General features: G+C 68.4%; 13 protein-coding genes and 2 pseudogenes. 9 read left to right on the top strand and 6 right to left on the bottom strand.

Annotated features, from left to right (window positions below):
* Position 1: 1 nt before the first annotated feature.
* Together ACFHWY_RS13500 and ACFHWY_RS13495 are read right to left on the bottom strand one after the other, a co-directional pair.
* Complete coding sequence (locus ACFHWY_RS13500) at positions 2-1,789, bottom strand: ThiF family adenylyltransferase (protein WP_416580521.1); 1,788 nt, start codon at positions 1,787-1,789, stop codon at positions 2-4.
* Complete coding sequence (locus ACFHWY_RS13495; protein ID WP_416580520.1) at positions 1,786-2,883, bottom strand: nucleotidyltransferase; 1,098 nt, start codon at positions 2,881-2,883, stop codon at positions 1,786-1,788. Before ACFHWY_RS13495 ends, ACFHWY_RS13500 begins: the two co-directional genes overlap by 4 nt.
* Positions 2,884-3,044: 161 nt before the next feature.
* Here ACFHWY_RS13495 and ACFHWY_RS13490 point away from each other — a divergent pair, with 161 nt between their 5' ends.
* A complete protein-coding gene (locus tag ACFHWY_RS13490; RefSeq protein WP_416580519.1) occupies positions 3,045-4,181 on the top strand; it encodes an SAVED domain-containing protein in 1,137 nt (378 codons plus the stop codon).
* A gap of 73 nt (positions 4,182-4,254) precedes the next feature.
* Here ACFHWY_RS13490 and ACFHWY_RS13485 read toward each other — a convergent pair.
* Positions 4,255-4,446, bottom strand: a pseudogene (locus tag ACFHWY_RS13485) (tyrosine-type recombinase/integrase); the annotation flags it as partial.
* A 794-nt stretch (positions 4,447-5,240) separates the two neighbouring features.
* Between ACFHWY_RS13485 and ACFHWY_RS13480 the strand changes: the two are divergent.
* A pseudogene (locus ACFHWY_RS13480) lies at positions 5,241-5,972 on the top strand (transposase family protein); the annotation flags it as partial.
* A 330-nt stretch (positions 5,973-6,302) separates the two neighbouring features.
* Here the strand turns inward: ACFHWY_RS13480 and ACFHWY_RS13475 are convergent.
* Positions 6,303-8,891 carry a CHAP domain-containing protein gene (locus ACFHWY_RS13475; protein ID WP_416580518.1) on the bottom strand — a complete coding sequence of 863 codons (2,589 nt, stop codon included), beginning with the start codon at positions 8,889-8,891 and terminating at the stop codon, positions 6,303-6,305.
* A gap of 180 nt (positions 8,892-9,071) precedes the next feature.
* On the opposite strand from ACFHWY_RS13475, the gene ACFHWY_RS13470 reads away from it, so the two are divergent.
* Together ACFHWY_RS13470 and ACFHWY_RS13465 are read left to right on the top strand one after the other, a co-directional pair.
* Positions 9,072-10,922: a serine/threonine-protein kinase gene (locus tag ACFHWY_RS13470; protein WP_416580517.1), complete on the top strand. Its 1,851-nt coding sequence runs from the start codon at positions 9,072-9,074 to the stop codon at positions 10,920-10,922.
* Entirely contained in the window at positions 10,919-11,512 is a 594-nt protein-coding gene (locus ACFHWY_RS13465) for an FHA domain-containing protein (RefSeq protein WP_416580516.1), read from the top strand. Before ACFHWY_RS13470 ends, ACFHWY_RS13465 begins: the two co-directional genes overlap by 4 nt.
* A gap of 27 nt (positions 11,513-11,539) precedes the next feature.
* Here the strand turns inward: ACFHWY_RS13465 and ACFHWY_RS13460 are convergent, their stop codons facing one another.
* Together ACFHWY_RS13460 and ACFHWY_RS13455 are read right to left on the bottom strand one after the other, a co-directional pair.
* Positions 11,540-11,938: a peptidoglycan-binding domain-containing protein gene (locus ACFHWY_RS13460; protein WP_416580515.1), complete on the bottom strand. Its 399-nt coding sequence runs from the start codon at positions 11,936-11,938 to the stop codon at positions 11,540-11,542.
* A 388-nt stretch (positions 11,939-12,326) separates the two neighbouring features.
* A complete protein-coding gene (locus ACFHWY_RS13455) occupies positions 12,327-12,896 on the bottom strand; it encodes a hypothetical protein (RefSeq protein WP_416580514.1) in 570 nt (189 codons plus the stop codon).
* Between the two features lie 226 nt (positions 12,897-13,122).
* On the opposite strand from ACFHWY_RS13455, the gene ACFHWY_RS13450 reads away from it, so the two are divergent.
* From ACFHWY_RS13450 to ACFHWY_RS13430, 5 genes are read left to right on the top strand one after another with little or no spacing between them, the layout of a single operon-like run.
* Positions 13,123-14,304: a cytochrome P450 gene (locus tag ACFHWY_RS13450; protein WP_416580513.1), complete on the top strand. Its 1,182-nt coding sequence runs from the start codon at positions 13,123-13,125 to the stop codon at positions 14,302-14,304.
* A gap of 5 nt (positions 14,305-14,309) precedes the next feature.
* Complete coding sequence (locus ACFHWY_RS13445; RefSeq protein ID WP_416580512.1) at positions 14,310-14,528, top strand: ferredoxin; 219 nt, start codon at positions 14,310-14,312, stop codon at positions 14,526-14,528.
* Positions 14,525-16,294: a fatty acyl-AMP ligase gene (locus ACFHWY_RS13440; RefSeq protein ID WP_416580511.1), complete on the top strand. Its 1,770-nt coding sequence runs from the start codon at positions 14,525-14,527 to the stop codon at positions 16,292-16,294. The genes ACFHWY_RS13445 and ACFHWY_RS13440 overlap by 4 nt, the downstream gene beginning before the upstream one ends.
* Positions 16,291-17,904 carry an acyl-CoA dehydrogenase family protein gene (locus ACFHWY_RS13435; RefSeq protein ID WP_416580510.1) on the top strand — a complete coding sequence of 538 codons (1,614 nt, stop codon included), beginning with the start codon at positions 16,291-16,293 and terminating at the stop codon, positions 17,902-17,904. The genes ACFHWY_RS13440 and ACFHWY_RS13435 overlap by 4 nt, the downstream gene beginning before the upstream one ends.
* The gene (locus ACFHWY_RS13430) at positions 17,901-19,589 is read left to right on the top strand and encodes an acyl-CoA dehydrogenase (RefSeq protein WP_416580509.1); all 1,689 of its coding nucleotides are present in this window, start codon (positions 17,901-17,903) and stop codon (positions 19,587-19,589) included. The genes ACFHWY_RS13435 and ACFHWY_RS13430 overlap by 4 nt, the downstream gene beginning before the upstream one ends.
* Positions 19,590-19,626 lie beyond the last annotated feature (37 nt).

The following is a 19,626-nucleotide window of genomic DNA, read 5'->3' as shown; positions in this document are numbered from 1 at the left end:
GTCACCGCCCTTGCCCCGTCCCGTGCCGGGCGGCCGGGTCGGTCGCGGCGACAGCTTCCGGGCCGGGCCGGGCGTAGCGCTCCAGGGAGCGGACGGAGGCGTGCCGGGAACGGGCGAGCAGGGTGGCGGTGTTGGTGCCGTTCTCGGCTTCGTGAGTGAGCATCGCGTCGTGCGGCTGGTCCAGCGTGAAGCCCTGTGCCTGGTCGACCGGGTCGGCGAGGGAACGGGTCGCGGAAGTTTTTAGTCCACGAATGTCGAAAGGCGATTCCTGCGGTTCGTATACCTCGATCAGTGTTGCAGGCAGCTTGCAGTCGTTGGTCAGTTCGTCGATTGCGACTCGGCATGCCAGCTCGGCTGCGGCCACTACTGCCGTTGGGGGTGTGGGGGAGACGGGCTCGTCGCAGCCATGTTCGTGAGTCGCGCCGGATCGGTATTGGGCCGGGACGGGTTTGAGATGGCTTTCCGCGCCACGTAGAGGAAAGCGGTCGACTCGAGCGATGGTGCCCTGTCGCTGAATACACACGGACAGAACGGGCTTCGCGATGCAGCCGCTTGCCCAAGTGAGTAGGGCCGTGGCGCGCGCGTTCGCCGTGGCGTCTATGACCAGGTCGTGTTCACGGAGCAGCTTCACTGCCTGTTCAGGCGTGGTCAACGTGTCGAAGGTGCCTTCTACCCTGGTCGTATCGAAGCCGAGAGCAGCCAGGCGGCTCTTCACGGCGAGAATCTTGGGGAAGCCGACCATACTTTCCCCGGCGAGGTGGCGTACCAAATTTCCTGGTCGTAGCAGTTGTGGATCGATCAGCGTTAGTTGTCGTACGCCGTGTCGGAACAGCAGGTCGGCGACGAACGATCCGACCGCGCCGGTGCCGACGACCGCAACGCGTCGGTCAGCCAACTTGGCTGCCGCCGGTCCGGCTCGCAGCATTCGGGTCGCCATGCTTGTATCGGCCCCCTCGCAGGATCGCACCTCGAAAGGGGGCGTCTGGGACGGTGCTGGCCGGACGGTGAGCGTGAGGACGCCATCGGCGTCGTGCCGGCGGTAACGCAGTACCACGAACTCGACGATGCCGATCGAGACGAGCCAGATGACTTGTCGGGCGTCCGCGCCGAGGGTGTGACACAGCGATGACCAGTCCTGGATCGGTCGGTCCAGGTGGCCAACGTCGGCGATCCAGGCCAGGTTTCTGTGTTTGCGGCCGATCTTGAGATTACCACTGCCCCGGTCGTTCGTCCGGTTCTGCTTCCGAGCGTCAGGACGGTTTGGCGGCCGTTGCGTTTCGTCGGTGATCGTCACGCGGTAACCGCCGGCTGTGGCGTGGGTGCGTACGCAACCTTTGGTGGCCGCCAGCTTATCGCGGTCGTAGAGCAGGAGACGCTGATCGCGCGGAAGATATCTCTCGAGGTCACAGTCCTCGTCGTTGGGCCAGCCGGCGTCGGTATGTCGCAGCCAGGCGGCGACCTTACGGAGCAGTTGACGTGGGTTACGCCAGGGTGCGCTCTCGACGGTTACGTCGGACGGCCAGAGGCAGAGCGAGCCGTCGGAGTCGCGGTGGAACGTCAGTTCGAGCGGCACTCCGGCGTTGAGGATGCGGATCTGTGGAGGGCCGAAGGGGAATGCGTCGGTGAGCGTCACCTCGATGGTCGCTGTCGCCGCCTCCAGTCCGCCATGGCGCTGCCAACTCAGCGGGCCGTGCAGGGTATTTCCGTCACCGGTGAAGCCGGCGGCGGCGAGCCCGCAGCGAAAGGCGTCTCGCTCGTCGGCGAGTTCCTTCTCCCAATCGCGGCTCATGCGAAGCGATCGTTTCCGGCTGGCACGTGTGTAGCCACTGCGAGCGGACGGTTGCGACTGGGCCTGCTCAGGGCATCACGCGCCGCGGCTGCGGGCCTCGCTCCGAGAACTTGGGCGGTTCGGGCGAGCATGTCGTCGGCGTGATGGGCGTCGGCGATCGCGGTGAAATCGCGTAGCGCCGCCTCAAGCCACTCGAAGAAACGTCGGGCACGCGCGGGGCGGCCGATCCACCGGTCGGCGAAGTTCTCGCCAGGTTCCACCGGGTTGGCGATGATGTACCTACCGAACTTGTGGTCGACGTGTGTTGGCATCTGCTCGACGACGTGGTGAAGCACGTTGAACAGGCCGCCGCGGGGCTCGTAGGACTGGGCGGCAAGGGTGGTGATGATGATCGAGGAGGGGCGATTACCGAGATCGTCGGTGAAGAAGATGTCGCGGTGACGCTTCAGTGCTTGGACTGTCCGCTGTAGCGTCGTCTTGAAGACCCGCCTCGGGAGGGCTTCGATGTCCATCTCCCTCGCTTCAGCGATCTTGAAGGCGCCGGCCCTCCACTCGTCGTACTGGATGTCGAGGAACCAGTCCGCGTAGTCGATCGGGGCTGAGGGGTGCCATCTGGAGGCTTCTGTGTCGGTCACCAAGATGCCGTTCGGTTCAGCCTTGGGGTTGGGGATGGCCGGGAGGATGTCCATGTGGAACGGCAGAGTGTCGTGTACGAAGGTCCAGCACCGGCGCCCCTCGTCGTCCAGCGTGAGACCCAGCTCGGGGTGCTCCTTCGCAAAGTGTTTGAGGGCTTCTCCGACGTCTGCCTTGAGGTCGCCTCGCGCGATCTCCGTCTTGTCGAGGTCGTGTCTACACACCATGTCCAGGTCGTACTCGTCGCGTCGGTGAATGAGCGCGGTTACGGTGCCTAGCCTCATGGATCCTTGCGGGTAGAGCGCGCCTCCGGCCTCGCTGTCGGACCAGTAGTCGCGCAGAAAGCCGCATGCCGCCTTGTACGTGGCTTCGGCGACACTGAATTGATCTTCTGGGATGTCGAACGACTCGATGCCCGCGCCGAGCACCCGGGCAAGCTGATCATCGCGGCTGATGTGCATCGTAGGTCCTCCATGCGTGATAGTGGGCTTCGTGCTGCTGGCTCTGGCCGCTGCTGGACCGGTTTCAAAGCAACGGCCAGACCTTAACGTGCCCCTACGACAAGAAGCGGGGAGGCGAGTTGCCGCCGCAACCAAGGCAGTCGCGACCTAAGATCACCGAAGTGAATAAGATTCTCGTTTGGGCAAAAGCTGCCGGACGATGCACCTTCTGCAACACGCCGGTCGTCGAGGCCGCAGAGTTGGGCGAACCAGTGCCGATTGGAGAACTAGCCCACAACGTCGGCTGGTCGGAGAGCTCACCACGCGGGGAGGATCCACTGTCCTTCCAGCAGCGCGCCGACGCGAGCAACCTTATTCTGGCTTGCAGGAACTGCCATAAGCCGATTGATGACGGCGGCGTTGCGGGGCGCTACACCGTGGAGGAACTCAAACGCCGCAAGCAGGAGCACGAAAGTCGAATCGAAAGTCTCACCGCAATCGGAGCCGACCGATCAGCATACGTGCTTCGCATTGTCGGCGACGTTCGCGGCGTCCCCGCCGAACTGGCACGACCGACGGTGCTAGCCGCAACCACAGCAGCCGGGCTCTACCCAAGAATCCTACCCGGCAGCCACTGGGACTCCGACGCTGACCTTGATCTTCGCAATCGGGGCGACCTGAACACGATGCGGGACTTCGAACGCCTAGCCTCCGAGATCACAGACTTCACGAAGCGCGTGCACGACGGCGTGCGACGCGACGTCGTCACCCGTATCGCCGTATTCGCCTTTGCTCGCATTCCCCTTCTGGTCGCCTTGGGAGCTCGCCTCGACGATAAGGTACACGCCCTTGTCTTCCAACGGCATCGCACAGACGCAATGAACGCATGGACCTGGCCGAGCAGCCAGAAACAACTGACCTTGTTCCGTGTTACGCGAGTCCGAATGGGCAACTCAAGCCAGTCTGTCACCCTGCTCCTAAATCTATCTGGCACCATCCACGAGCAAGACCTGCCCGCGGAAACAACATCGGATCATCACATCTACACCATCAGTCCGGTCCCGCCTGCCGAACCAGGGCCAACCCTGGTCACCTCCCCTGCCGACCTTGCCTCCTTTGAAGGAGCAATGCGGGAATTCCTGGCAACCGTCGAAGCCGACCACGGAAAGCTGGACGCAATCAACGTGTTCGCAGCAGTCGGCATCTCTTCCGCAGTCACCATCGGACGCGTACTGATGCCACACGTGTCACCCGCCCTAGACATTTACGACCGCAGCGATAACGGGAGCTTCTTCTTGGCGCTCCGAGTCCGACGCTAAAAAGCCATTCAGCGGAGACCCGCGATGCCATGGCTCAAGGAGAAGGTGCTGGCACGTCACTGGCTACGTAAGCCCCGAGCATGTCCTGCACCGTCTTCAAGTCGACGCGCGCGGCCAGCGCGAGGGTGGCCGCGCCGTGCCGCAGGTCGTGCAGCCGTACCGGCGGCAACCCGGACGCACCGACCAGGGCGGTGAAGCGGTGGGTGAGCCAGTCCGGCCGGATCGGCCGGCCGTCGGGCCGGGTGAACACCAGCCCGTCCGGCCGCCCGTGATAGAGTTCCACTCGGATACAGGACGACCCTGAATAGCTTCCCCCGGATTGTTCGGCACTCCACCGGACTGGAGCCGTCTTTGACAGACGAGCACCCGAGGAGCACCACGGGTCCACATAGGACGAAACCTCCCGCTTTAGCGGTTGCGTTTACGCAGGTCGGAGGCCGTATTTTATTCGCGGCTTTCGATGCGAGGTCCAGTTTCCTGTGGTCTTTTAATCCTTAGGTTCTGGGTTCGAGTCCCAGGCGGCCCACCTCTGAGCTGGGAAGCTAGTTTTTCATCACTACCTCTTGGCCGTTTCGCAAGGATATTTGTCGGATTTGCGGCGTGGGTGTGCGAGCAACCGTCGAGCACCCAGCATCGGAATGACGCCCGGGACGATCCCCGTGCCGCCGCCGTTCAGGCGTGACCCGTTCTCGCACGCGGCGACAGGTCGTTGGCACGCCGCAGCCGAAGGCGGCGCCGGCTGGGTCCGACTCCGGGGTGCGCATGGTCACGACCCGGATGCGGCCGGCCATGTCGGGCTCGACCGCATCCGGTGTCGCGGAGCATCGCCGCGGCAGGCGGCTGGGGCGTGGGCTTATGCGGCTCGGCGGCGGCGGGGGACGAGTTTGGCGGCGGCTTCGGCTTTGGCGCGCTCCACGTCGAGTTCGGCGATGACCGAGGTGTAGGTGTCGGTCATCGCCAGCGAGGAGTGGCCGAGCAGTTCCTGGATGTCCTTGAGATCAGCACCGGCGGCTTTCAGGTAGGTGGCGGCGCAGTGTCGTAGGTCGTGCGTGCGCCGTGAGGCGCTGTGGTTCGAGTGGAACGTTGAGCTGCTTCAACCAGGCGGTCCTCGTGTTGCGGTGGCTGCTTGACGGCACCCGGATGATCCAGTTGACCCGGGACAACGCGATCAGCCGCAGCACCGGCTACGACTACCTCCACGAGGGCATCACCGTGCTCGCCACCCGGGCCCCGAGGCTCCACGGCGCGTTGCTGGCGGCGAAGGCCGCCGGCTACGACTACGTCCTGCTCGACGGGACTCTGATCGAGACCGACCGCGTGTCCACCCCGGGCCCGACCGAGGGCGTGGACCTGTGGTGGTCGAAGAAACACGCCAACCACGGCGGGAACATCCAGGTCCTCGCCGCCCCGGACGGCTGGCCGTTGTGGACCTTTCCGGTGCGCCCCGGCCGGGAACACGACACCACCTGCCTGCGCACTCACCCCGGCCCGCTCGACGCCCTCACCACTGTCCGCGACGACATGCGCACCCTGGCCGACCTGGGCTACGAAGGCGAAGCCGACACCATCGTCGTCGCGTTCAAGAAACCCAAGAACGAGAAGCTCGGCAGCATCCAACAGCAGTTCAACCGAGCCCACAACCGGCTCCGCGCCGTCGGTGAACGCGGCAACAGCCTCCTCAAGACCACGTTCAAAGCAATACGCAACATCAGCCTCTGCCCATGGAAGACCGGTGCCATCGTCGCCGCAGCCCTGGTCATCCTCCACATCGACCAGCAGCGAACCACCTGAAACCGGACACTACACAACGCCACGCGGCGTTACGCGGAAAGGCTCATTGAGCTAACGGCCCTCTGTGCCATCAGGCTACCCGACCACTTGAGCCCCCGTTGATGTCCGCCCCCGGGGTCGAGACGCGAGTTGATCTACGCCCGCTGCGCCGGGTGGGCGGCGGCGGTGGAAGGCGAGCCCGAGACCTTCGCCGGGCGGGCGGCGGCACTTGGTGGGAACGGATCACCGCCGAGCGTGGCGCAGTGGTTTGCATGCATGGATGTGAACCGGTGCGTTTGGTCGGCGCGGCGGTGAGGGCTCTGCCCGGGTCGACGGAGCCCTCACCGTCGGCTATTCGGCTACCACGATCATGTGGCCCTGTTGGGGGATGCCGTCCATGTTGGTCAAGCTGTACATCTGGCTGGCGGTGGTCAGGTAGTGCTCATCGTGGGCCGGATCCCACACCATGAACTTGTCGATACTGTAGGTGCCGTCGCTGTTCTTGATGCCGGAGTAGCCCTGCACCACCAGGTAGTGCATGGTGAAGTAGTCGTCGTTACTCCACCAGGGGATGTCCTTGGCCTGTACGACGACGGCGGCCGGCTGCCCCAGGTCGACGGAGTAGGCGATCTTGTTCATCACCAGCTTCCACTTGGCGCTGGAGGCGCCCTCGGCGGCGTAGTCGTGGTAGACGTAGTCCGCGATCCCTGACTTGCCGGCGAGTTCGTCGTTGAGTACGTCACGCACATCCCAGGGCCAGGTGCCGAGCGAGTCGGTGCCGAGCATGGTGGCGTACTCCGCCTGGGTGCGCAGCGGCGTCTTGCCCAGCGATTTGAGGATCGCCTGCATTGCGGTCGGCCCGCACCAGGTGCCGGTCTGCTGTCTTTCGCCGTCGACGTTGCGGCTGGCCACCCGCAGGGTGCGCTTCCAGCCACCGTTGATCTCGATGTCGGTCTGCAGGACGGTCCTTCCTCCGTTGGTCGAGACGAAGCTCGAACCGTCGCAGGATCTGTCGTTGCTGAAATAGGCGGCCTGGCAGGTGTTCAGTGTCAGGTCACCACCTGAATCGATCATGGTGAGTTTGCCGCGAACGACCGCTGAGGTGCTCAGCGGCACCGCGTACAGGTGCGGCTTGACGCTTGCGCCAGAGAATTCCAGGCAGCCGGTGTAGTACACCCCCGGGTAGGACGATTCGGCGCAGAGTTCCTCGCCGCTGTCGACGCCGTCGTTCTCGTCGTCCTGGTCGGAGACTGCCTTGGTGCCCCACTTCTTGTCGGTGGAAGGATCGGCGACCGGGGCGACCACGGCGTAGATGTTGTCGTAGCTGTGCACGGACCCTGGGCTGTTCGGGTTGAACGGGCCGACCTTCTTCACAGTGTTGCCGTAGTTGCCCTCGATGGTGGTGATCCGGCCGTCCGGCAGCACATCGACGACGATGCCGATGTGCTTGCTGGAGTAATAGCCGTAGCCGTACAGGACCACGTCGCCTGGGCGGATGTTGGACTTCGAACGCAGCAGGCCGTGGTTACGGCCCCAGGTCTCGAAGGTGCCCGAGTACGGGAAGTACACGTCGATGCCGGCCTGCTGCCAGGCCCACGACGCGAACATCGAGCACCACGGGTCGCCGCACTTCACAGTGCCGTGGTTGCCGTAGGGGTTGCAGTTGTCGCCCCACTCGTCGGTGCCGAGTTGGCTTTCGGCGGCGTTGACGATCGCTGATCGGATGTTCGCCGAGGCGACGCTGCCCGGGTTCGGTGTGGCCGGCACCGTCGGGTTGCCCGGCCCGCCGCTGGGCTTGGGGTCGTTGTCGCAGCGCGGCAGGATGATGTCGACCGCGCCGGTGTAGACGTAGAAGTCGGGGACCCAGAGCCCGTCGCTGGTCCTGTCCCACACCGCGGATCCACCGTAGTTAAATTCGCCGTACGCCTGGCAGGTGATGCTGATGTAGCTGCCACCCGGGTACTTGTCCCAGACGTTGGCCGAGGTCAGGCTCTTGCCGTGGTAGCCGTTGAGGGTGGTCTTGGCGAGGTATCCGTTGCCGCCACCGGACGGCCCGTCGCTGTCGCACTGGCTCATCACGATGCTGTTGGAGCCGGTGATGACGTAGAAGTCGGGGATCCAGAGCCCGTCGCTGGTCCTGTCCCAGATCGCCGAGCCACCGTAGTTGACTTCGCCGTACGCCTGGCACATGAGGGTGACGTAGCTACCCTCGGGGTACTTGTCCCACACGTTGCTTGAGCCGAGGCTCTTCCCGTGGTAGCCGTTCAGCGTCGTGCGGATCTTGTACTGGGTGCCGCCGTTCGGGTTGCCGCCGCCGCCACTGATGCCGAGGGAGGAGCAACTCGACACACCGGCGATCTGGCCGTTGGTGCCGGTGGTCACGTACGCGTCGGGGACCCAGTAGCCGTCCGTTGTGTAGATCCACAGCGTGGAGCCGGCGACGCTGGCCCCGTGGTCCTGGCAACGAACGTAAAGCGAACTACCGTCCGGGTATGCGTCGACGCGGATCCGATCGTTCGGATCGGCGCTACCGCGGCCGTCGATGGCGAACTTCACCGGGTACGGGCCCGAGTTGGAGCCGCCGCCCGATGGGGTGCCGTTGATGCCGATGGAGAGACAGCGCGGGACGCCCGCGACGAAGCCACTGGTGCCGGTCCGCAGGTAGGCGTCGGGAATCCAGTAGCCCTCGCGGGTGTAGCCCCAGATGGTGCTACCACCGGCGGTCAGGCCGGAGTCCTGGCAGCGTAGGTAGACCTCCTCGTTGGTGGTGTACAGGTCGGTCGCGGTGCGGTTGTTTGGGTCCATGCTGCCGCGTCCGTCGATCGCGGTGGTGGCCGGATAGGGCCCGTATAGCGGGAAGGTCGGATCGGCCTGTGCGGGAGACGCGATCGCCACGGCGGTGGCCAGTGCCATGCAGGCACTGCCGCCCGCGGCGATCACGCGTTGCAGGATACGCAACAGTGATGCTCCGTTCCGGGTATGTGAGCGTCCAACGCTAGGTTCTGCCACCCCTGCCAGACAGGTGCGGGGAGGTAAAGCTCCCCGCATCGTCACCCGTCGACCCCGGCCACGTGGATTGCGGTTGGGCGCCGACGTACCACTCGGTCATAATGGCCGGCGATGGTTCACACTGATGCGTCGGCGTTCCATCGAATGGCCGTCGACGACGCGGAACTGGATCTCGGAGTCGACGGTTGCACGAACGCGGTGCAGGTCGGCCGGGGCGGGTTCGGAGTCGTCTACCGGGCTTGGCAGCCGGATTTCCACCGCTGGGTCGCGGTCAAGGTACTCGCGGCGGATTGGCACGGCCCGTCTCGATCCCGCTTCGAGCGGGAACTGAAGACGCTGGGCCGGCTGTCGGACCACCCGCACATCGTCACGCTGCACCAGGCCGGCCGCACCGCCGCCGGCAACCCGTACCTGCTGATGGCGTACGAGGAGGGCGGTTCGCTCGCCGACCGGCTGGCCGCCGGGGTGGTGGCGAGCAGGCCCGGCGCGAAGGTCGGGGAACCGTCCTGGGTTCCCGCTGTCGCCGGCGGGATCGCGATCGCCGGCGCCCTGGCGACCGCGCATCGAGCCGGCGTGCTGCACCGCGACGTCAAACCAGCCAACATCCTCATCTCGCGCTACGGCGAGCCGAAGCTCGCCGATTTCGGCCTGGCCCGACCGTGCCTGGCCACGCCGGGCGTAGCCCGGCGCCTGGTGACCGCGAGCGTGCCGCACGCCGCGCCGGAAGTCCTCCGCGGCGAGCCGGCCTCGGTCGCGTCAGACGTATACGCACTCGCCTCGACGGTGCTGCACTGGATACGCGGTGTACCGGCCTTCGTCGACGACTCCGAGGTCGAACTGCTGCGGCGGATCGCCACCGAGCCGGTGCCTGACCTGCGCGCCGGCGGCGTGCCCGACGCGGTGTGTGTGGCCCTGGAACGGGCCATGGCGAAGGACGTGGCCCGGCGGCAGCCGACCGTATCCGCCTTCGCCGAGGAGTTACGGCGGGCGCAGCGGGCGGCGGGTCAGCCGGTGACGCCCCTCGTGCTCCATCTTGACGGCGGCGCGACTGCGACACGGGAACCGATCCGGCCCCGCTTCTCGTTGCCCGAACGCCGGGCCGCCCCGGCTGCGAACCTCACCACCACCGTCGCACGGGCGACGCCCAAGACGCGGCTATCCAGGTCCGCGCTGACGCGCACCGTCGGGATGCTGGTCACCGGGGTGATGGGGCTGGGTATCGCTGGGTCGGCGGCGCAACCCCCGGCCGGCCGGGTGGTGGTCCCGGCAGAGCTGGCAATGGGCGAGGAGGAGGTCCACACCTCTTCGGAAGAGCAGGCGGTGACCGTCCGCAACGCCGGGGCTCGGGAGGTTCGGTTGACCAGCGTGGCACCGGCCGGTCCGCACGCCGACGACCTGCGGGTGACCAGCGAGGGGTGTACGGCACGGGAGATGGCCTCCGGGCAGCGATGCGAGGTGCGGCTGGTCTTCACCCCCAAGGGGCCGGGAATCCGCACGCCGCTGCTGGCGGTGACGGTGGCCGGGCGCGCGACACCACTGACCGTGCGGATCGTTGGCACCGGCCGGCTCCGCCCGGCCAGCAAGGACGACGCACCGCCGGGACGCTGCTACGACGACGCCGTCCAGGTCGGGCCGTCCGACTATGGGTACGCGGACGGCCTACGCGCGCTCTCCGTGAAGCAGTACTGGTCGCCGGCGTGCCGGGCGGCGCTGGCGTACGTCTGGGTGTGGAAGCAGTATCGGGACAACGCGATGCTCGACGACGGCACCTGGACCGTGCAACTCTCCGTCCATCCGGTCGCCGGCGACGGCGGCACGCGGCAGCAGGCGCAGGGGCAGCCCTTCGAGCTGTGGACCGAGCCGTTCACCCTCAGCACTGGCTGCACGGCGGCGACAGCGACCCTGACGCACCGGCGCACGGGTGCGTCAACGACGGCGACAACCGAGCCTTACTGCCGGTGAGCACGGGCGGCTACTTCGAGGTGCACCTGGCCGGTCCGGTGCGCCTGGTGCCGCTGACCGCCGAGGCGCTCACCATCGGGCGGGCACCGGGCAACGAGGTGACCATCGACAGCAAGCTGGTGTCCCGACTGCATGCGCTGGTGGAGCGGTTCTCGGCCGGCTGGTCCATTCGGGACCTGGGCAGCACGAACGGCACCACCGTCAACGGCTACCCGCTACGTCAGGCGCAGGTGCTGCGGGACGGCGACCGGGTCGGGATCGGGCCGGCCCAACTGGTGTTTCGTCCGCCGGACGGGCCGAACGGCACGCGCACCCACGGGGTGGAGCCACCGCCCCCGCTGCCGGCGCTGACCCCCCGCGAACAGGAGGTGCTGACGGTGCTCTGCCGGCCCTACCTGGTGGGCGGAACCCCGTTCCCCGAGCCGTCGACGGTTCGGGCGATCGCCGTCGCGCTGCACGTCACCGAAAGCGCGGTCAAGAAGCACCTCTCCCGGCTGTACGACAAGTTCGGCCTGACCGGCAACGACGACCGCCGGCGGCCCCGGCTGGCCGGAGAGGCCGTCCGCCGGGGCGCCACCCGTGCCCACTGACCCTGCGTTGTCGGCCGGTCGGGCGGATCAGCAGGCGTACGACTTCGCCCAGCGGTAGTCGGCCTTGGCCTTCATGTTCTTGCCCCAGAAGGCACCGTAGTGGCAGAGCACGACCCAGGTCTGCGGACCGACCCAGCCGTCGACCCCGACGCCTGCCGCACGCTGGATCTTGCGGATCGCCGCCTCCGTCTTGGCGCCGTAGATGCCATCCCGGGCGACCGGACCCGCCTCGGAGCGGCCCGCGTTGGTGATCGAGATGACGTTCGCGATCCCCTGGATGGCCTTGACGCAGTTGCCGGTACCGCCATAACCGTAGTGGTACTGACGGCAGGGGGCCGTGGCAGCGGAGGCCGGAGCCGCTGTCACGACCATGGCCGAGAACACCAGCGCGACAGCCGTCAGTAGCGCACCAATCCTGCTGAGCATAAACGTCGATCCTTTCGGGACCAGTCGTCGGTACGGTGAAAGGGAGTAGGCCGAGGACGTCGGATGTCCGCTGGTCGGTCACTGATCCCGGCCAGTTGGCCTCGGCAGGACTAGGCGAAGGCCGATGTGGGTACTCCCTCGGACGCCGGAACAGTACGCCGGGGTTCGTACAACCCACGCACATCTGGCGTACAGACCGCCGCAGCCGCCCTCACCACCCGGTCACCGTGTCGCTCGCGGTCCCTGCTCGCGATCCAGCATCAGCCGAACGGCGATGCGCCTGGCGGACGGCGATGGGCCGCAGGCAGCGGATGCCACCTGCGGCCCATCGACCTTCACCGTCCGGTTGATCGTCCCCGTCGGGGCCCGGGAACACCGTGCGGTGGGCTCAGGCGCAGATCGCCTGGATGGCCAGGCCGTCGCTGGGCACGCCGGTCAGCGAGAGGCGGACCGAGGTGAGGCCAGCGTCCGGGTAGAGGCTGTTCAGGAAGGTCTGACCGGTCGTGCCGGGTCCCGTGGCCCCGCCGGCCGAATGCACCTGCTCGGCTCCCGGGCAGGAGTGGCTGGCCGAACTGACCCCGGTCTGCACCGATCCCTCGGCCGCCGCCCCCACCGGGTTGACGCAGACGGCGTACGCGGTGACCTGCCAGTTGCCCGAGTAGGTGCCGTCCTCTGCGGCAGCGGCCCGGGCGATGTCCAGGGGACCGGAGGCTCGGGACATCTGCAGGCCGACGCTACCGAAGCCGCCGCCGGCGATGCTCGCCCCGCTACCGAGAACCCGCTGGCTGCTCGGCAGACGCTGCGCATCAACGAGGAAATCGGCAACCGGCACGGGGCGGCCACCAACTGGCGTAGGGCTGGCTGCGCCGAGGCGGCGGCGCTGGCGCTCCTGGAGGGAGCCGGGCATCCGGACGCCGCCGCCGTCCGCGCCCGCCCGGCCGGTTTGAGCAGAGGACACCTCCGGGCCTCTTCCACCGTCAGGGTTGCCGGGTCAGGTAGCCGCTCGACCGCAGAGGGCGGGTCACTCCGGCGCTGACCGAACGGCCCGTACCCGGTCGGGCATACCCGGCCGGACGCTCTTTCCGCCGCCCGCCGGTCCCTTATGGAAGCTCCTTTACCTGCGCAGACTCGTCACCGAGACCTCAGCCAGGCGCGAGAGAGGGGCGGTACCGGTGAGTCGAGCCGTGACCACGGAACACATCGAACAGCTGCCCGAACTTCCGATGGAACGTGAATGCCCTTACCACCCGCCAGCAGGTTACCGGGACCTTCGTGAGCGGGGGGCGATCACCCGGGCGTCGCTCTACGACGGGAGGCCGGTGTGGGTCGTCTCCGGATACTCGGCGGTCCGGACGATCTTGGCCAGTCCGCACACCACCGTGGACGCTCGGCACCCGGACATGCCGGTCCCGGTGCCGGGGATGGCGAGTCTGCGACAGAGTGGTTCGCCGACCATCGAGGCGTTACTGCGTACCGACCCGCCGGAGCACTCGCGGCAGCGGCGGGCGGTGCTCTCCAGCCTGACCTTCAAGAAGATCAGCGCACTGGAGTCGGAGATCGCCCGACGCACCGACGTCTACCTGGACCGGATGCTGGCGATGTCCCCGCCCGTCGACCTGCTCGACGTGTTCGCGAAGCCATTGGTCGCGGAGATCTTGGGCCGGCTGCTCGGCGTCCCCGAGGCCGACATCGAGCACTTCCAGGCGGTGACCTACAAACGGTTCAATCCGATCCGGTCGATGACCGGATATCTGATCCACCTGCTCACCGAGGGTCGCCACGACCTGCGGGAGGGGCAGCTGCGGGAGCTGGCCGGACGGGTCGACGCGGGCGAGCTGTCCACCGAGGAAGCCGCGAGCCTGGGCCTCGCACTGGTCCTCGCCGGACAGGACATCACCGTCAACACGCTGGGCCTGAGCGTGCTCACGCTGCTCGACGAGCGCACCCAGCTCGACCTGCTCCGGGCCGAGCCGGAGCGCTGGCCGGACGCGGTCGAGGAGCTGCTGCGCTACCTGTCGCTCACCGGCGGCACGGTACGCGTGGCTACCGCCGACCTTGAGGTGGCCGGCCAACTGATCCGGGCCGGTGAGGGGATGATCCTGCTGATCCCCGCGGCGAACCGGGACGCCGAACGGTTCGAGCGTCCCGACGAACTCGACGTGCGGCGGTCCTCGCGCGGCCACCTGACCTTCGGCTTCGGCATCCACCAGTGCATCGGCCAGCACCTGGGCCGGCTGGAGTTGACCACCGCGCTGCGCGCTCTCTTCGAGCGGATCCCCGGGCTGCGACTGGCCGTGCCGGTCGAGCAGGTCCCGGTCAAGCAGGGCGTGGTGTTCGGGCTAGGCCGGCTGCCGGTGCGGTGGTGAGCCCGATGACCATCCGGCTCACCGTCGAAACGGACCGCTGCCTCGGCGCCGGGCACTGCGTACGGCTCGTGCCGGAGGTGTTCGACGAGGACGACTACGGGACGGTCGCACTGCTGGTGACCGAGCCGGATCCCGGTCAACTGCCGGCCGTCCGGGAAGCCGCACAGCTCTGCCCCAACCGGGCGATCTCGATCCAGACGACACGGCAGGAGCGTGAACGGTGACCAGCTTCAGGGCCCGAATGGAGATCAACGCCGAGCGGCTCGGCGAGCGGACCGCCTTTACCTATGCGGCTGATCCGCTGCTCGACGGCGCATCCGTCAACTACTCCTATGCGCAGATCCACGACGCCGCCCGCCGGGTCGGCGCGCTGCTGCAGTGCCGGCTCGACGCCGGTGACCGGGCGATGCTGCTCTATCCGCCCGGCCCGCAGCTCGCCCTGGCCATCCTCGGCTGCCTCTACTGCGGGGTGATCCCGATCGTGGTGCCGATGCCGGACGGGCAGCAGCGCCGAAGCCAACGGTTGATCGCCATCGTCCGCAACGCCCGGGCTACGGCCCTGCTGACCGAGGCGAACGTGGCCGGAGACGTCACGGCGTGGGCGGCTGCGGCCGGCGTGGCCGACCTGCCGTGCCTGGTGACCGACGCGATCGAGCTGCCCGACGCGGAGCAGCTGCGGGAGCTGCCCGAGGAGCCGGGCCGGATCGCCTTCCTCCAGTACACGTCGGGCTCCACCAGCCAGCCGCGTGGAGTGGTGGTGACGCACGCCAACCTGGCCGACAACGCCGGTGTCTACCAGCGCATCCTCGACATGCCGTCGGATGCCCGGTTCGGCGGTTGGCTGCCGATGCACCACGACTTCGGCCTGATCGGGCTCTTGCTCTCCCCCTTGTTCGTTGGCGGCAGCACCGTGCACATGCCGGCGTCGGTCTTCCTGCGCCACCCGCAGAGCTGGCTGTTCCTGATCGATCGCTTCGACGTGCACGCCTCACCGGCACCCAACTTCGCCTTCGAGATGTGCCTGCGCCGGATCCCGCAGGAGAAACTCGCCGGGCTGGACCTGTCCCGCTGGCGCCTGGCGATCAACGGTGCCGAGCCGATCCAGGCGAGCACGCTGACCCGCTTCCGCGAGCGGTTCGCGCCCTACGGCCTGCGGCCGACGACGGTCGGACCCGGTTACGGGCTGGCCGAGGCGACCCTCGCGGTGTCCTGCTCGGGCCAGCGCCGACTGCCGCGGATCACCCGGGTCGACGCGGAACGGCTGGGTCGCGGGGAGCTTCGGCCGGTGCTGGCGGCGACCGACGGCGGTGCCCGCGACCTGGTCGGCTGCGGCGGCGTATCCGAGATGGACATCCGGATCGTCGACCCGCGCAGCCGCACGCTGCTTGCCGACGGCGAGGTGGGTGAGATCTGGCTGCGCGGGCCCAGCGTCGCGCGTGGCTACTGGGAGAACCCCGACGCCACGGCCGCGGTCTTCGACGCGGAGACCGCGTGCGGCGAGGGTGGCTTCCTGCGCACCGGCGACCTCGGGGTACGCCTCGACGGGGAGCTCTACGTCACCGGGCGGATCAAGGAACTGCTGATTGTTCGCGGGCGGAACCTCTACCCGCAGGACCTGGAGGCCGAGGCACGGTCGGTGCACCCGGCCCTGGCGCTCGGCGTCGGCGCCGCCTTCAGCGTGCCGGTACCGGAGGAGCAGGTCGTGCTCGTGCACGAGGTGCGGGGCGGCAAGGCGACACCGGCGGAGCTGGCCGAGATCACCACGGCCGTACGCCGGCAACTGTCCCGCGAGTTCGGGGTGGAGGCGAGCGTGGTGCTGGTCCGCCCCGGCGCGGTGCAGCGCACCACCAGCGGCAAGATCCAGCGGGTCTCGGTCCGGGAGTCCTTCCGGGACGGTTCGCTCGTCGGCACGTACGCCGATCTCACCCCTGAGGTCCGGGCCCACCTTGCCGGGCGCGACCAGCGCGAGCTGGCCGGAGCCGTCCGGTGACCGCCGTCACCGCATTGTCGGCGGACCTGCTGGACGCCGCCCTGGCCGCGGCCGAGCCGATGGGCGCGGAGCGGGTCGCCGAGCTGGACCGGACGGAAGCCTTCCCCGCCGACGCCTGCCGGATCCTGGACGAGTTGGGGGTGCCCGGCTGGTACGTGCCGGCCCGCTTCGGCGGCGCGCTCAGGGACCATTCGCAGCTCGTCGAGGTGGTCCGCACGATCGCCCGGCACGACCTCACGGTGGCGATCGCGCACGCCAAGACGTACCTCGGCGCGGTCTGTGTCTGGGTGGCCGGTGATCCGGCACGGGCCGAGTCGCTCGGCGCGCGGATCCGGTCCGGCGCGGTGCTCTCCTGGGCGCTGACCGAACGCGGGCACGGCAGTGACCTGCTGGCCGGCGAACTCACCGCCACCTCGTGCGACGGCGGATACCGGCTGGACGGTGCGAAGTGGCCGATCAACAACGCCACCCGGGCGGAGACGGTCTGTGTGCTCGCCCGCACCTCGGCCGACGCCGGAGCGCGCGGCCACAGCCTGTTCCTGGTCGACAAGGACCAGCTCGCGGCGGGCAGCTACCGGCCACTGCCGAAGGTGCGTACGCACGGCATCCGGGGGGCGGACATCAGTGGCATCGCCTTCGACGGCGCGATCGTGCCGGCCGGGGCGCTGGTCGGGCGGCCGGGCGAGGGTCTGGAGATCGTACTCAAGGCGCTCCAGCTGACCCGGGTGATGGCCGCCGGGCTCTCGCTCGGTGCGGCCGACCGGGCACTGCGGTTGACCGTGCGGTACGTCCGGGAGCGCGAACTCTACGGTCGCCGGTTGATCGAGCTGCCGCACGTGCGCCACAGTCTCGGGGAGATCTTCACCGCCGTGCTGGTCGCGGAGTCGGTCGTGATGTTCGCCGGGCGGGCGGCCGGCACGCTCACCGGCGAGATGAGCGTCTACTCGGCGGTCGCCAAGGCGCTGGCGCCGACCCTGATCGACGAGGCGGTCGCACACTGCGGCGAGTTGCTCGGCGCCCGCGCCTTTCTCAGCACCGTCTACGAGCACGGTTCCTTCCAGAAGCTGGAACGCGACCACCGCATCGTCGGCATCTTCGACGGCAGCACCTTCGTCAACCGACACTCGTTGATCAACCAGTTTCCCCGGCTGGTGGCCGGCTGGCGCGCACGCAACCGCGACGACGCCGGCCTGCGCGCCGCCACCGACCCGTACGGCGAGCCGGCCGAGCCGGGACGGCTGGAGTTGTTCTCCCGCACCGGGTGCAGCCTCGTGCAGAACCTGCCCGTCCTGGTGGAACGGGTCCGCGGCGATGCGCCCGAGTCCGTGGTGCGGCTCGCGGAGCACCTGCTCCAGCGGTGCGACCGGCTGCACGACGAAATGGCCGACCTGCCGCCGCAGGGTGTCGCGGCCACCGCGGCGGCCTTCGACCTGGCGCACCGGTACGAGCTGTGCGTGGCCGCCGCCGCAGTGCTGTCCCGCTGGTCCACCGAACCCGCCCGGCCGGAACTTGCAGCCGCCTTGGCTCTGCTCGCCGCCCGCCTCGGCGGCCACCGCCCCGACCCGGCCGTCTTCGACCGGCTGACCGACGAGCTCAAGGAGCTGTCATGACGGCCCCCGCGCGCCTGGACGACCTGGAACGCCTGCTCGGCGACCCCTCCGACGACGACAACCCGATCGGCAACACCGCCGTGCTGGCGGCCGACGAACGGGACGAGATGTTCGCCGCCGGCGAGCGCGTCCTCGACGGCTACTGCCTGAACGCCGAGTTCGTGCCGCGCCGCCACGGCGGACGGCTGGCCGGCGCCGACGACCTGATCCAGGTGCTGCGTACGGTCTTTCGGCGGGATCCGGCGTTGGGCCTCGGCTACGGCGTCAGCTCGTTCATCTCGTCGGTCAACGTGTGGGCGTCCGGCTCGCCGGAGCAGGCCCGCTGGGTGGCCGGGACCTTGTTGTCCAACCAGAAGATCGCCTCGGCGTATCACGAGCTCGCGCACGGTAACGACTTCTCCGGCGCCGAATTCGCGGCGCGTCCGCAGGCGCACGGTGGCTGGCGGCTGACCGGACGCAAGGAGGTGGTCACCAACGTCAGGCGGTCGCGCGGGCTGGTGCTGTTGGCCCGTACCGACGAGCGGGCGGGCAGCCGCAGCCACTCGCAGATCCTGGTGGACAAGCAGGCGGTGCCGGCCCGGACGATGCGCGACCTGCCCCGTTTTCCGAGCGTGGGCATGCGCGGCGTGCAGCTGGGCGGCATCGAGTTCACCGACTGCCCGGTGGGCGACGACGCGGTGGTCGGCCGGCCCGGTCAGGGCATCGAGACGGCACTGCGCTCGTTCCAGCTCACCCGGACCGCGATCCCCACGATGCTCGCCGGGGTGCTGGACTCCGGCCTGCGGCTCACCCTGGACTTCGCGGTCGGCCGGCGACTCTACGGGCGCTCGGTCGTCGACCAGCCCGAGGTACGCCGACTACTCGTGGACGCGTACCTCGACCTGCTGATCTGCGACAGCCTCGGCCTCGTCGTGTCCCGCGCGCTGCACCTGCTCCCCGGCCAGACCAGCATGTACGCCTCCGCCGTGAAGTACCTTGTCGCGAAGCGCCTGATGGACGCCATGCACCAGCTGTCCCTGGTGCTCGGCGCGAACTTCTACCTACGCGAGGGCCCCTACGGCATCTTCCAGAAGTTGCTGCGGGACCTGGCCCCGGCGGGGTTCGGACACGCCGCCAGGGTCGCCTGCCTGGGCACCATGCTACCTCAGGTGCCCTTGCTGGCACGGCGTGGCTGGGTGAACCCGGAGCCGGCCGGCCCGGACCTGTTCCGGATCGGCGAGGAGTTGCCGGAGCTGCCGTTCGAACGGCTGCGAGTTTCCGCGGGCGGGCTCGACGGCCTGGCCGGCTCGCTGAACGCAGCCGCCGACCAGGTCGCCGGCGACTCTACGGAGCCGCAGCGACTGCGCTCGCTCGCCGGGCAGTTCCGTGCCGAACTCGGCGACCTGGCCGAGGCAGGTGCCGCGCTGCACCCCTCGGATCTGGGCATCGACGCCCGCGTCGAGGTGCTCGGCCTGCCCGCCCGGTACGCCACCGTACTCGCGGCCTCGGCCTGCCTGAACGTCTGGCTGGCCCGGGGTGACCGACCGACGTGGGTCCTCGCGGCGTTGGACCGGCTCGCCCGCAGCCTCGGCCGTCCCGGTGTGGACCGGAGCAGCCTCTACCGCGAACCCCTCTACCAGGAACTGGCCGCCCGGCACGCCGACCGGCGCAGCTTCGACCTGTCCCGTCGGGTGCTGCCGGGATGACCCGGTAGCCGACGGACACCGGCATCCATCCGAGAAA

Source organism: Micromonospora sp. LOL_024 (assembly GCF_048060415.1).
In the GTDB taxonomy this organism is placed as follows: Bacteria; Actinomycetota; Actinomycetes; order Mycobacteriales; family Micromonosporaceae; genus Micromonospora.
Note: the sequence above shows the minus strand (reverse complement) of the source record. Positions and strands in the feature narration are given on the sequence as shown.

Coding starts and splice junctions, on each gene's coding strand:
- ACFHWY_RS13500 (WP_416580521.1), bottom strand. CDS start 1,789: ATGAGCCGCGATTGGGAGAAGGAACTCGCCGACGAGCGAGACGCCTTT.
- ACFHWY_RS13495 (WP_416580520.1), bottom strand. CDS start 2,883: ATGCACATCAGCCGCGATGATCAGCTTGCCCGGGTGCTCGGCGCGGGC.
- ACFHWY_RS13470 (WP_416580517.1), top strand. CDS start 9,072: ATGGTTCACACTGATGCGTCGGCGTTCCATCGAATGGCCGTCGACGAC.
- ACFHWY_RS13460 (WP_416580515.1), bottom strand. CDS start 11,938: ATGCTCAGCAGGATTGGTGCGCTACTGACGGCTGTCGCGCTGGTGTTC.
- ACFHWY_RS13445 (WP_416580512.1), top strand. CDS start 14,310: ATGACCATCCGGCTCACCGTCGAAACGGACCGCTGCCTCGGCGCCGGG.
- ACFHWY_RS13430 (WP_416580509.1), top strand. CDS start 17,901: ATGACGGCCCCCGCGCGCCTGGACGACCTGGAACGCCTGCTCGGCGAC.